10 protein-coding genes are annotated in these 13,207 nt (G+C 76.1%); 8 read left to right on the forward strand and 2 right to left on the reverse strand.

The genetic code is table 11. The features are described 5' to 3' along the window. Positions 1–144: 144 nt before the first annotated feature. Complete coding sequence (locus LCD33_RS13690) at positions 145–1,461, reverse strand: NlpC/P60 family protein (protein WP_224957428.1); 1,317 nt, start codon at positions 1,459–1,461, stop codon at positions 145–147. Positions 1,462–1,720: 259 nt separating this feature from the next. Beyond that, positions 1,721–2,551, reverse strand: a complete 831-nt coding sequence (locus LCD33_RS13695) for an NAD-dependent deacetylase (RefSeq protein WP_373690053.1) — start codon at positions 2,549–2,551, stop codon at positions 1,721–1,723. 170 nt (positions 2,552–2,721) lie between these two features. On the opposite strand from LCD33_RS13695, the gene LCD33_RS13700 reads away from it, so the two are divergent. The 8 genes from LCD33_RS13700 to LCD33_RS13735 all read left to right on the forward strand — a co-directional run bounded on the left by LCD33_RS13700 (position 2,722) and on the right by LCD33_RS13735 (position 13,158). After that, positions 2,722–4,098: an MFS transporter gene (locus tag LCD33_RS13700; protein WP_224977916.1), complete on the forward strand. Its 1,377-nt coding sequence runs from the start codon at positions 2,722–2,724 to the stop codon at positions 4,096–4,098. After that, positions 4,091–6,196: a molybdopterin oxidoreductase family protein gene (locus LCD33_RS13705; RefSeq protein WP_224966132.1), complete on the forward strand. Its 2,106-nt coding sequence runs from the start codon at positions 4,091–4,093 to the stop codon at positions 6,194–6,196. The genes LCD33_RS13700 and LCD33_RS13705 overlap by 8 nt, the downstream gene beginning before the upstream one ends. Continuing rightward, positions 6,193–7,605 carry an FAD-dependent oxidoreductase gene (locus LCD33_RS13710; protein WP_224977917.1) on the forward strand — a complete coding sequence of 471 codons (1,413 nt, stop codon included), beginning with the start codon at positions 6,193–6,195 and terminating at the stop codon, positions 7,603–7,605. Before LCD33_RS13705 ends, LCD33_RS13710 begins: the two co-directional genes overlap by 4 nt. Then, positions 7,602–10,127, forward strand: coding sequence for a nitrite reductase large subunit NirB (gene nirB, locus LCD33_RS13715; RefSeq protein WP_224957424.1), 2,526 nt, complete (start codon positions 7,602–7,604; stop codon positions 10,125–10,127). Before LCD33_RS13710 ends, nirB begins: the two co-directional genes overlap by 4 nt. After that, entirely contained in the window at positions 10,124–10,450 is a 327-nt protein-coding gene (gene nirD / locus LCD33_RS13720) for a nitrite reductase small subunit NirD (RefSeq protein ID WP_224966134.1), read from the forward strand. The genes nirB and nirD overlap by 4 nt, the downstream gene beginning before the upstream one ends. A 112-nt stretch (positions 10,451–10,562) precedes the next feature. Continuing rightward, positions 10,563–11,669: a uroporphyrinogen-III synthase gene (locus tag LCD33_RS13725; protein WP_224977927.1), complete on the forward strand. Its 1,107-nt coding sequence runs from the start codon at positions 10,563–10,565 to the stop codon at positions 11,667–11,669. Next, entirely contained in the window at positions 11,666–12,367 is a 702-nt protein-coding gene (locus tag LCD33_RS13730) for a sirohydrochlorin chelatase (protein WP_224966135.1), read from the forward strand. The genes LCD33_RS13725 and LCD33_RS13730 overlap by 4 nt, the downstream gene beginning before the upstream one ends. 113 nt (positions 12,368–12,480) lie before the next feature. Beyond that, positions 12,481–13,158 carry a hypothetical protein gene (locus LCD33_RS13735; RefSeq protein ID WP_224966136.1) on the forward strand — a complete coding sequence of 226 codons (678 nt, stop codon included), beginning with the start codon at positions 12,481–12,483 and terminating at the stop codon, positions 13,156–13,158. The last annotated feature ends 49 nt before the right edge of the window (positions 13,159–13,207 follow it).

The following is a 13,207-nucleotide window of genomic DNA, read 5'->3' on the forward strand; positions in this document are numbered from 1 at the left end:
GCTGGTACCCCCCCCGTAAATCCGCCCCCCCCCCCCCCCCCCCCCCCCCCCCCCCCCCGCGGGGGCGGGGGGGCCCCCCCCCGAAACCCCGGGGGGGGGCGGGGCGGGGGGGGACCCACCCGGCACGACCGCCGCCGGAACCGATCAGAGGAGGCGGACCGCGTAGGGCGCGATGCCCGCGTACCGCACCGAGGTGACCCGCACCTTCGAACCCGAGTACGGCGCCTCCACCATCCGGCCACCGCCCAAGTACAGCGCCACGTGGTGCACCCGTCCCCCGCTGCGCCAGAACAGCATGTCCCCGCGCTGCATCGAGGACAGCGGCACCTGGGTGCCGGACTGGTACTGGTAGCCGCTGTAGTGGTCGAGCTGCACGCCCGCCCCGGCGAACGCGTAGATCATCAGCCCGGAGCAGTCGAACCCGATCTTCTGGTAATCGCCGTACGAGTCGGCCACTCCCCCGTCGCGGATGCCGCGGGTCGGGCCGCTGGAGTTGCCGCCGCCCCACGCGTAGGGCATGCCGAGCTGGGAGAGCGCCCGCCGCACGACGGTCTCCACCGAACCGGTGGCGACCTCGGTGTCGTCGTCGGAGTCCGGCGCGGGGCTGCCCTGCGCGTTCCCGGCGGCGGCCTGCGCCTCGGCCGCTTGCTGGGCCTGCGCCGCCTGGCTCGCCTTGAGCCACTCCTCGTAGCGGTCGCGCTGGGATTCCAGCCCGCGCACGGCGGCGCGGGCGGCGGTGAGCTCCTGCTGGACGCCGGAGCGTTCGGCCTCCAGCCTCGCGGAGGTGCTCGCCTGCGAGGCGCGGGCGGCGATCGCGGCCTGCTGCGCCGTGTCGGCGCGCCCCTTCGCCTCGGCGGCGGTGGCGCGGGCCGCGGCCGCTTCCTGCAGGGCTTCGCGCGCGAGGGAGTCCTTGTTGACCCGGTCGATGCGGGACCGCTCCAGGTCGTCGAGCACGTCGAGCTGGGTGCGCCCGACGGTGTCGAGGAGTTCGGCGCGCTCCAGCAGCTCGTCCGGCCCGCGGGCGCCCACGTACGCGGTGAGCGAGCCGAGCTTGCTGCCCTGCCGGTAGCTGCCCGCCGCGAACTCGTCGAGCCGGGCGCGCTGGCGCTCCACCTCGTCGGCGGCCGCGTTGGCCTGGCCCTGGGCGCCGGCCGCGGTCTGCTCCGCGCGGGAGCGGGCGAGTTCGGCGCGGTCCAGGTCGACGCGCGCCTTGTTGGCGTCCTCCATCGCCAGTTCCACCCGCGCGCTCAGCTCGGTCAGCCGGGTCTCGGCTTCGGAGAGGCGTTGGGTGAGCTCGCCGACGCGGTCCGCCCGGTCGCCGACCCGGTCGCGCTGTGTTTGGATCTCGCCGTCGTCAGGTCGCGCCGGGGGGTCCGGCGCGCCGGCCGCGGCCAGCGGGAGCGCGAGGGCGAACGCGGAGGCGAGCACCAGACCGCCGGGCAGTAGTCGAGGTCGCCGCACGACCGCCACCTCCAGGCACCGAACTAGGCCGTTCGGACTTGCAGTGTTGCGCCATTCAGCGCACAGGACGAGCACAACTGTGCATCGTGACCCCACTACTCGCAATTCGTCGCACGAACCACTTGCACCACAAGTCGTACTTCAGGGCTTGAACGGGACTTTTCGGGCGCGCTGAACCGCTCAAGCCGCGCAGGCGAGCAAGGAATCGACCCGAGACCGTCGAGACGCTCTCGGGTGCTTGCGGGGTGCGAGGGCCGGTTCAGCCCCAGGTGCTCGGGTCGCCCCAGGTGCGCAGCGGCTCACCGGACTCGGCGAGCGGCACCGCGGCCAGCTCCGGCAGCACCTCGGCCAGCGGCTCGCGCAGCACCGCGGCGGCGAGCTCGTCGTACGGCGTCGGCTCGGCGTTGCAGATCACCAGCCGCGCACCGGCGCGCACCGCGAGCTCCGCCAGCCCCGCCGCCGGGTGCACCGTCAGCGACGTCCCGGCCGCGACGAACAGATCGCAGTCCAGGGCGGCCCGCTGCGCGGCGCGGATCACGTCCGGGTCGAGGTTCTGGCCGAACGAGATGGTGGTGGACTTCAGGATCCCGCCGCAGGAACGGCACGGCGGGTCCTCCTCGCCGTCGGCGACGCGCTCCAGCGCCGCCCGCATCGACCCGGTCGCACCGCAGTCCAGGCAGACCACGCCGAACACCGAACCGTGCAGCTCCAGCACCAGCCCGGCCGGGAGCCCCGCCCGCTGGTGCAGTCCGTCGATGTTCTGGGTGAGCAGCGAGGTCAGCCGGCCCTGCGCGGCCAGGTCGGCGAACGCGCGGTGCGCCGGGTTCGGCACCGCCTCCCACGCCGGGTGCTCGGCTCGGCCGCGCCAGGCGAGCCTGCGCACCTCCGGGTCGGCCACGTACGAGTCGAGGTCGGTGAGCCGCTGGGCCCGCGGATCCCGCGTCCACACCCCGTTCGGGCCGCGGAAGTCCGGGATGCCCGAGGCGGTGGACACCCCCGCCCCGGTCAGCGCCGTGATGCGCCGGGCCGAGCCGAACAACTCCCGGGCGCGGGCGTGCTCGGTGCCGGGATCGCTGCCGCGTGCTGTCACCCCACCACGGTGCCACGTGGCCGCAGCCACCCCGAATCCGGGCGTCGGCGCAGTTCACGCCCGGCGGCCGCGCGGGTGTGATGGCGGCTTTGCCTCGCGGTAACGCGCGGCGTCGATCGGCGGAAACACCCGGTTCCTAGCGTCGGCCCTGCCCGACGAGAGGAGGCGCGGTGACCACCACCCCGCACAGCAGGCCCGGCCGCCGGATCGACGGCTGGGACCCGGAGGACGAGGCGTTCTGGCAGCGCACCGGCCGGCGGGTCGCGCACCGCAACCTGCGGCTGTCGATCCTGTCCGAGCACGTCGGGTTCTCGGTGTGGAGCATCTGGTCGGTCCTGGTGCTGTTCATGTCCCCGGAGATCGGCCTGGACTTCGACGCCGCCGAGAAGTTCCTGCTGACCACGGTGCCGACGCTGGTGGGGGCGCTGCTGCGGCTGCCCTACAGCTACGCGGTGACCCGCTTCGGCGGGCGGAGGTGGACGGTGTTCGCCACCTCGGTGCTGCTGGTGCCGACCGGGCTGATCTGCTACTTCGTGCAGCAGCCGGGGACGCCGCTGGGCGTGTTCCTGGTGCTGGGCGCGCTGACCGGGCTCGGCGGCGGCAACTTCGCCTCCTCGATGACCAACATCACGAGCTTCTTCCCGCAGCGGGAGCAGGGTTGGGCGCTGGGGTTGAACGCCGGTGGCGGGAACATCGGCGTCGCCGTCGTGCAGGTGGTGGGGCTGCTCGTGGTGGCCACCGCGGGCGGGACGAGCCCGGCGCTGGTCGCCGGGATCTACCTGCCGCTGATCGTGCTGGCCGCGCTGCTGGCGGCGCTGCGGATGGACGACATCGACGCGGTCGTCACCGCACCGGGCGCGCAGCGGGAGGTGCTGCGCAGCTCGCACGCCTGGTGGCTCTCGCTGCTCTACGTCGGGACGTTCGGGTCGTTCATCGGCTACGGGTTCGCGTTCGGGCTCGTGCTGCAGAGCGAGTTCGGCTTCACCCCGCTGCAGGCCGCGACCTGGACGTTCCTGGGGCCGCTGCTGGGTTCGCTGGCGCGGCCGGTCGGCGGGCTGCTGGCCGACCGGTGCGGCGGGGCGCGGGTGACGTGCTGGAACTTCCTGGCGATGGCCGCGGGGACCGGGGTGTTGCTGGTGGCCTCCGGGCTGGACTCGTTCCCGCTGTACCTGGGGTCGTTCGTGGTGCTGTTCGTGCTCAGCGGGATCGGCAACGGCTCGGTCTACAAGATGATCCCGGCGGTGTTCGCGGACCGGGCGCGCCGGGAGATCGCCGGGGGCGGGGCACCCGCGGACGCGTTCGCGCGGGCCCGCAGGTCCTCCGGGGCGCTGATGGGCGCGGCCGGCGCGGTCGGGGCGCTCGGCGGGGTGTTCATCAACCTGGCGTTCCGCGCCTCGTTCGGCGGGGCGGCCGCCAGCGGGGACGCCGCGCTGGCCACGTTCCTCGGCTGCTACCTGGTGTGCGTGCTGGTGACCTGGGCGGTGTACCTGCGGCCGCGGCACGCCGCGGCGCGGCCCGCGATCGCGGGAGGTCCCGGCCGTGCCTGAACCCCACACGACGACCACCCACTGCCCCTACTGCGCGTTGCAGTGCGGCACCCGGTTGACCCGGGAGCGCACCGGCGTCGTGGTCGAACCGACGGACTTCCCGGTGAACCGGGGCGGGCTGTGCCAGAAGGGCTGGACCGCGCCCGCGCTGCTCGACGTCCCCGATCGGCTGCTGCACCCGATGGTGCGGCGCGGCGGCCGGCTGCGGGCCGTGGACTGGGACACCGCGCTGCGCACCGTCGCCGACCGGGTGCGGGAGCTCCAGGCCGAGCACGGCTCGGACGCGGTCGGCGTGTTCGGCGGCGGCGGGCTGACGAACGAGAAGTCGTACCTGCTGGGGAAGTTCGCGCGGCTCGCGCTGGGCACCAGCCGCATCGACTACAACGGCCGGTTCTGCATGTCCTCGGCGGCCGCGGCCGGGACCGCCGCGTTCGGCTCGGACCGGGGGCTGCCGTTCCCGGTAACCGACCTCGGCCGGGCGGACGTGGTGCTGCTGGCCGGGGCGAACCCGGCCGAGACGATGCCGCCGCTGCTGCGGCACCTCACCGCGCCGGAGCTGGTCGTCATCGACCCGCGGCGCAGCGCCACCGCGCAGCGCGCCGCCCTGCACCTGCAGCCCGCGCCGGGCACCGATCTGGCGCTGGTGCTGGGGATGCTGCACATCGCGGTCGTCGACGGCTGGGTGGACGGCGACTACGTCCGGGACCGCACCACCGGTTTCGACGCGGCCCGGCAGCGCGCGATGAGCTGGTGGCCGGAGCGGGTGGAGCGGATCACCGGCGTACCGGTGCGCGCGCAGCGGGCGGCGGTGCGGATGCTCGCGCGCGCCGACCGGGCCTACGTGCTGACCGGGCGCGGCGCCGAGCAGCACGCGAAGGGCACCGACACCGTCGCCGGGTTCATCGACCTCGCCCTCGCGCTCGGGCTGCCCGGCCGCGACGGCAGCGGGTACGGGTGCCTCACCGGGCAGGGCAACGGGCAGGGCGGCCGGGAGCACGGGCAGAAGGCCGACCAGCTGCCCGGCTACCGCTCGATCACCGACCCCGCGGCGCGCGAGCACGTCGCCGGGGTGTGGGGCGTGCCGCCGGAATCGCTGCCCGGGCCGGGGATCAGCGCCTACGAGCTGCTGGATGCGGCGGGCGCGCCGGGCGGGGTGCGCGGGCTGCTGGTGTTCGGGTCGAACCCGGTGGTCTCCGCGCCGCGCGCCGGGCACGTCGCCGAGCGGCTGGCGGCGCTGGACCTGCTGGTGGTGGCGGACTTCGTGCCCTCGGAGACGGCGCGCGCGGCGGACGTGGTGCTGCCGGTGGCGCAGTGGGCCGAGGAGGACGGCACCGTGACGAACCTGGAAGGCCGGGTGCTGCGCCGCCGCCGGTTGCGGGTGCCGCCGGGGCACGCGCGCAGCGACCTGGAGGTGCTGCACGGGCTGGCGCGGCGGCTCGGCGAACCCGGCCACCGCTACCCCACCGCGCCGCGCGAGGTGTTCGAGGAGCTGCGCCGCGCGTCGGCGGGCGGCGCGGCCGACTACGCGGGGATCAGCTACGAGCGGCTCGACGCCGGGGAGGCGCTGCACTGGCCGTGCCCCGCCGAGGACCACCCGGGCACGCCCCGGCTGTTCCTGGACCGGTTCGCCCACCCCGACGGCCGCGCCCGGTTCGCCGCGGTGGAGCACCGCCCGGCGGCGGAGCAGGTGTCCGCCGAGTTCCCGCTGCACGCCACCACCGGCCGGGTGCTGGCCCACTACCAGTCCGGTGCCCAGACCCGCCGGATCCCGGAGCTGGCGGCCGCAGCGCCGGAGGCGTTCGTCGAGGTGCACCCGGACACGGCGCGGCGCGCGGGGCTCGCCGACGGGGATCTGGCGCTGGTGAGCTCGGCGCGCGGCCGGACCGCCGCGCGGGTGCGGCTGGTGGACTCGATCCGGGTGGACACCGTGTTCCTGCCGTTCCACTTCCCCGGCGCGGGGCGCGCGAACCTGCTGACGAACCCGGCGCTGGACCCGCGCAGCCGGATGCCGGAGTTCAAGGTGGCCGCGGCCCGGCTCGATCCGCTGCCCGCCGACGCGGCGCCGCCCGCCGGGGACGCGGCGGAGGTGTTCGCGTGAACCACGTGCTGATCGCCGGGAACGGTCCCGCCGCGCACCGCCTGGTGGAGCGACTGCGCGGGCACGGCCACGACGGCCCGATCACGGTGCTGGGCGCGGAGGACCGGCCCGCCTACAACCGGGTGCTGCTGGCCTCGGTGCTGGACGGGACGTTGCCGCCGGACGCGGTGGAGCTGCCGGAGCTCGACGCCGAGGTGCGGACCGGAGTCACCGCGACCGCCGTCGATCCCGCGCGGCGGCTGGTGCGCACGGACGCCGGGGTGGTGCACCGGTACGACGAGCTGGTGCTGGCGACCGGGGCGCGGGCGGCGGTGCCCGCGGTGCCGGGGCTGCGCGCGGCGGACGGGACGCTCGCGGCCGGTGTCACGGCGCTGCGGACCCTCGCGGACTGCGCGCGGATTCCGGCCGGGGCGCGGCGCGCGGTGGTGCTCGGCGGCGGGGTGCTCGGCGTGGAGACCGCGCGCGGGCTGCTCGGCCGCGGCCTGGACGTGGTGCTGGTGCACCCGAATCCGCACCCGATGGACCGGCAGCTCGACGCGGCGGGCGGGACGCTGCTGGCCGAGCACCTGCGGGAGGCGGGCGTGCGCACCCGGTTCGGCCGCCGCGCCGCCGCGCACCGGCCGGGTGAGCTGGTGCTCGACGACGGCGAGGTGCTGGCCGCGGACGTGGTGGTGCTGTGCACCGGTGTGGTCCCGGAAGCGGGGCTCGCCCGCGAGGCGGGGCTGCGGGTGGGCCGCGGCGTGCTGGTGGACGACCACCTGATGACCTCGGATCCGCACGTGCACGCCCTCGGCGACTGCGCCGAGCACGACGGGCGGGTGCCCGGGCTGATCGCACCGGCCTGGGAGCAGGCGGAGGTGCTGGCGCGGCGGCTCGCCGGCGGTGCGGCGCGGTACCGCGCCGGAGCGACCGCGACCCGGCTCAAGGCGCGCGGCATCGACGTGGCCTCGCTGGGCGACGTGGCGCTGCTGGCGTCCCCCGAGGTGGAGCAGGTGGTGCTCTCGGACCCGGCGCGCGGCCGGTACGCGAAGCTCGCGGTCCGCGCCGAGCGCCTCGCCGCAGGGGTGCTGATCGGGTTCCCGCAGGCCGCCGCCACCCTCGCCCAGCTGCACGACCGGGGCCTGCCGCTGCCGGTGGACCGGCTGGGCCTGCTGCTGGGCGCCGCGCCCGCCGCCGCACCGGCCGAGCTGCCCGCGGACGCGGTGCTGTGCCGCTGCAACGACGTGAGCAAGCGGCGGCTGGAGGACGCGTGGCACGCCGGTGCCCGCGACCTCGGCTCGCTGGCCCGGACCACCCGGGCCACCACCGGCTGCGGCGGCTGCGCCGACGAGGTGCGCGGCCTGTGCGCCGCGCTGCGCGCCGACGGACCGACCGGAGCCGACGAACCCGAACAGGAGGGCGTCGCATGACCCGAACCCTTGTCGTGATCGGCCACGGGATGGTCGGCCACCGCCTCGTCGAGGAGCTGCGCGCCCGCGACGACGCGGACCGCTGGCGGGTGGAGGTCCTCGCCGAGGAACCCCGCGCGGCCTACGACCGGGTGGCCTTGTCGTCCTACCTGGACGGCAGCAGCGCCGCGGACCTCGGCCTGGCCGGGCCGGGATTCTTCGCCGACCCGCTGGTGCGGCTGCACCTGGACCACGCCGTCACGAGCGTCGACCGCGCGGCGCGGACCGTGCGCACCACCGGCGGCGCCGAGTTCCGCTACGACGCGCTGGTGCTGGCCACCGGGTCCCGGCCGTTCGTGCCGCCGGTGCCCGGTCACGACCTGGCCGGCTGCCACGTGTACCGCACGCTCGACGACCTGGACGGCATCCGGGACGCGGCGGTGGCGGGCGCGCCCGGGGTCGTCATCGGTGGCGGGCTGCTCGGGCTGGAGGCGGCGAACGCGCTGCGGCTGCTGGGGATGCGCCCGCACGTGGTGGAGCGGGCGCCCCGGCTGCTGCCGCTGCAGGTCGACGACGGCGGCGGGCGGGTGCTGGCGCGGCTGGTCGAGGACCTGGGGCTGGCGGTGCGCTGCGGGACGGCTACCGCCTCGATCGACGCCGGGCCGGACGGGCGCGTAGCCGGGGTGACCCTCGGCGACGGCGACAGCATCGCGGCCGAGCTGGTGGTGTTCTCCGCGGGAGTGCGCCCGCGCGACGAGCTCGCCGAGCGGTCCGGTCTGGCGCGCGCCGACCGCGGCGGGGTGCTGGTGGACGGGCGCTGCCGCACTTCCGACGAGCACGTCTGGGCGGTCGGCGAGTGCGCCGCCGTCGAGGGCCGCTGCTACGGGCTGGTCGCCCCCGGCTACGCGATGGCCGAAGTGGTGGTGCGCCAGCTGCTGGGGCTCGACGGCGACGCGTTCACCGGTGCCGACATGTCGACGAAGCTGAAGCTGCTCGGAGTGGACGTGGCCAGCTTCGGCGACGCGCACGCGACCGCGGACGGCGCGCTGGAGGTGGTGCACGCCAACCACGCGGCGGGCACCTACGCGAAGCTCGTGCTCAGCGACGACGCGCAGGTGCTGCTGGGCGGGGTGCTCGTCGGCGACGCGAGCGCCTACGCCTCGCTGCGGCCGCTGGTGGGCCGCGCGCTGCCCGCCCCGCCGGAGCGACTGCTGCTGCCCGCCGGCCCCGCGCCGGACGCGGGGGCGCTGCCGGACGACGCGGTGGTGTGCTCCTGCAACAACGTGTCCAAAGGGGACATCACCGCGGCGATCGGCGGCTCCGGGCTGTCCGATGTGGCCGGGATCAAGGCGTGCACCCGGGCGGGGACGAGCTGCGGATCGTGCGTGCCGATGCTCGGCAGGCTGCTCGCCGACTGCGGCGTCGCGCCCTCCCGCGCGCTGTGCGAGCACTTCGCCCACTCCCGCGCCGAGCTGTTCGAGATCGTCCGGGCCACCGGAATCGCCACGTTCTCCGAACTGGTCCGCGCCCACGGCCGCGGTCGCGGCTGCGACGTGTGCAAACCGGTGGTGGCCTCGATCCTGGCGAGCCTCGGGCGCGGGCACGTGCTCGACGCCGAGCACGCCGGGCTGCAGGACACCAACGACCGGTTCCTGGCCAACCTGCAGCGCAACGGCACCTATTCGGTGGTGCCGCGGGTGCCGGGCGGGGAGATCAGCGCGGACGGGCTCATCGTGCTCGGTGAGGTGGCCCGCGAGTTCGGGCTCTACACGAAGATCACCGGCGGGCAGCGGATCGACCTGTTCGGCGCCCGCGTCGAGCAGCTCCCCGCGATCTGGCGGCGGCTGGTGGACGCCGGGTTCGAATCGGGGCACGCCTACGGCAAGGCGCTGCGCACCGTGAAGTCCTGCGTGGGCACCGACTGGTGCCGCTACGGCGTGCAGGACTCGGTGGCGATGGCGGTCCGGCTCGAACTTCGCTACCGCGGGCTGCGGGCGCCGCACAAGCTGAAGTCGGGGGTGTCGGGCTGCGCGCGCGAGTGCGCGGAGGCCCGATCGAAGGACTTCGGCGTCATCGCCACCGACCAGGGCTGGAACCTGCACGTCGGCGGCAACGGCGGGTTCAGCCCGCGGCACGCGGAGCTGCTCGCCGCCGACCTGGACGACGAGCAGCTGATCCGGCTCGTGGACCGGTTCCTGATGTTCTACGTGCGCACCGCCGACCGGTTGCAGCGCACCGCCGCGTGGATCGAATCCCTCGACGGCGGCCTGGACCACGTGCGGGAGGTCGTCGTCGAGGACTCGCTGGGCATCGCCGCCGACCTGGAGGCCGCGATGGCCGAGCACGTCGCGGGCTACGCCGACGAGTGGGCCGGGGTCCTGGCCGACCCGGCGAAGCTGGCCCGGTTCGTGTCCTTCGTCAACGCCCCCGACGCGCCCGACCCGACGGTCGGTTTCCTGCCCGATCGAGACCGGCCTGGCACCGGCCCGGTCCCGCTGCCCGCGCCGTCGATCCGGCCCGGTTCCGCGGAGGTCCCCGCATGACGACCTGGTACCCGATCTGCCCGTGGGAGGCGCTGCCGCTCGCCTGCGGCGTGCCCGCGCTGCTGGCCGCCGGGCCGGTCGCGCTGTTCCGCACCTCCGACGACGAGCTGTACGCGGTGGGCGGCGTCGACCCGTTCTGCGGGGCGGGGGTGATCAGCCGCGGCATCGTCGGCGATCGCGGCGGCGAACCGACCGTGGCCTCGCCGATGCTCAAGCAGGTGTTCTCGCTGCGGACCGGTGCGTGCCTGGACGATCCGGCCGCCCGGCTGCCGACCTTCCCGGTGCGGCGGCGCGGCGGAGTGGTGGAGGTCGGGCTGCCGTGAACGCGTGCTGCCCGTCTTCGTTCCGGCGCCGAGCCGACGCCCCGGCCCGCCCACCGGTTCCCGAGCTCGTCGCGACCGGTGCGGGGAGGTGGTGACGTTGCGCGAACCACCGATGCCGCTGGCCGGGTTCACCGTCGGTGTCACCGCCGCGCGCCGCGTCGACGAGCAGACCGCGCTGCTGGCGCGGTGCGGGGCGCGGGTGCTGCCCGGGGCGGCGCTGCGGATCGTGCCGGTCGCCGACGACGCGCGGCTGCGCGCCGCCACCGAGCGGTGCGTCGAGGCCCCGCCATCGGTGGTGGTGGCCACCACGGGGATCGGGTTCCGCGGCTGGGTGGAGGCCGCCGAGGGCTGGGGGCTCGGCGCGGACCTGCTCAGCGCGCTCGGCTCGGCCCGCCTGCTGGCGCGGGGGCCGAAGGCGCGCGGCGCGGTCCGCGCCGCCGGGTTGCCGGACACCTGGTCGCCCGAGTCCGAGTCGTCCGCGGAACTGCTGGCGCACCTGCTGTCCGCACCGTTGGCCGGGGTGCGGGTCGCGGTGCAGCTGCACGGCAGATCACTGCCGGAGTTCACCGCCGTGCTGCGGTCCGCGGGCGCCGAGGTCGTCGAGGTCCCGGTGTACCGCTGGTGCCCGCCGGCCGACACCGCCGCGCTGGCGGCGCTGGTCGACGCGGTGTGCGCCCGCGAGCTCGACGCCGTCACGTTCACCAGCGCGCCCGCCGCGGCCGGACTGCTGGCTCGCGCCACCGAGCAGGGGTGCCGCCGTGAACTGCTCGCCGCGCTGCGCGGGCCGGTGCTGGCGGCATGCGTCGGCCCGGTGACGCACGCGCCGCTGGCCGAGGTGGACGTGGCCGCGGTGCTGCCGCGGCGCGCCCGGCTCGGCGCGCTGGTGCGGGAGCTGTGCGAGCGGTTGCCCGGGCGTTACCCGTCGCTGCCCGTCGCCGGGCGCACCCTGCAGCTGCGCGGGCACGCGGCCGCCGTCGACGGGGTACCGCGGCCCCTGTCGCCGGGCGGCAAGGCGCTGCTGCGGGTGTTGCTGGCCCGGCCCGGCGAGGTCGTCGCCCGCGAGGAGCTCGCCACCGCCCTGGCGCCGAGGCGGTCGCCGTCCGCCGACGCGCACGCCGTGGAGCAGGCCGTGGCACGGCTGCGGTCCGCGCTCGGCGCCCCGGAACTGGTGCAGACGGTGATCAAGCGCGGCTACCGGCTGCCGCTGGAGGGCGCGTGACTCCCTCGCTGCTGCTGGTCGCGCACGGCACCCGCGACCCGGCCGGGCCGCCGGTCGTGGATCGGATCGCCGACGCCGTCGCCGAGCGCGCCGGGATCGCGGTGCGCACCGCCTACGTCGACGTCATCGGACCGACCGTCGCCGAGGCGCTGGACGGGCTGGACGGGCCGGTGGTGGCGGTGCCCGCGTTCCTCGCCGCCGGTTACCACGTGCGGGTCGACCTGCCCGCGCAACTGGCCGCCGCGGGACGCGAGGACGTGACGACGAGCGCGCCGCTGGGGCCGGACCCGACGCTCGCCGAGGTGATGCTGCGGCGGTTGCGGGCCGCGGGGTGGCGGCCGGGCGCGGCGGTGGTGTTCGCCGCCGCCGGTTCGACGGATCCGCGGGCGCTCGCCGACGTGCGGACCGCCGCGCGGCTGCTCGGCGCGCGCTGCGGGCAGGTGCTGCGGCCGAGTTACGTCACGACCGCGGCGCCGCGCACCGCGGAGGTGTGCGCCGATCCCGGGCCGGAGCGGTTCGTCGCGCCGTACCTGCTGGCGCCGGGGAGGTTCCACCGCGGGCTCGCGGCGCTGCCGGTGCGCGCGGCGGCCCCGATCGGGGCGCACCCGCTGGTGGTGGACCTGGTGCTGCGCCGCTACCGGTCCGCCTGCCGGGAGGTGTTCGACCCCGTCCGGGCCGGGCCGAGCCACCCGCGGTGAAGCCGGGTCCTCCGACCTGACTCCTTCGTGGGGACTTGGCGTTCGTTCGATTCATAGCTCGTTCAGCCCCGCTTACGGTGGACATTTCTTGCGTCGTCAGCGGGGAGGCACACATGACCAGCGCAACCAGTTCCGGAGCGAAATCAGGTTCCGGTCGGCGCACGTCCGGCGGCAGCGTCCGGGGGCGCGGATCCGGCTCCTCCGGGTCCGGCTCGCGCTCCGGCGGTTCCCGCTCCAGCAGCACCCGGCAGAGCACCGGTACGTCCGGGACGAGCACCACGTCGAGCAGCACCGGATCGTCGCGCACGTCGAGCGGCTCCGGCTCCAGCACGGCCCGCGGTTCGCGCACCGGATCCAGCACTTCCCGGAGCTCGCGCAGCAGCAGCGGGACCACGCGCAGCGCCGGAACCTCGCGCAGCACCAGCGGCACGTCGCGCCCCGCCACGACCGGGCGCCGCACCGCAGGCAGCCGCGGCACCACGAGCACCGGCACCACCAGCACCGGGACGAGCGGCACCTCGCGGACCGCCGCCACCTCGTCGAAGGCGCAGGAAGCCACCGTGCACCTGCCGTTCGTCACGGCCCAGTTCTACAAGCCCGACGTACACCTGCCGGGCAAGCACGAACTCGCCTCCGCGACCGAAGCGGTCCGCGCGCAGCTGCCCGAACCCGGCCAGGCCCTGTTCTACGGCGGTCTCGCCGCGGGCGTCGCGCTGAGCCTGCTCGAATGGCCGGTCGCGCTGGCCATCGGCGTCGGCACCGCCGTCATCGGCCGCGAGCGGCACGAGTAGCCGCACCGCGGTGCCGGGCGACCGCGCACCGCACCGCCCCGGCCCCCGG

The sequence above is a fragment of the Saccharopolyspora sp. 7B genome (genome assembly GCF_020177435.1).
GTDB classification, from domain to species: Bacteria; Actinomycetota; Actinomycetes; order Mycobacteriales; family Pseudonocardiaceae; genus Saccharopolyspora_C; species Saccharopolyspora_C gregorii.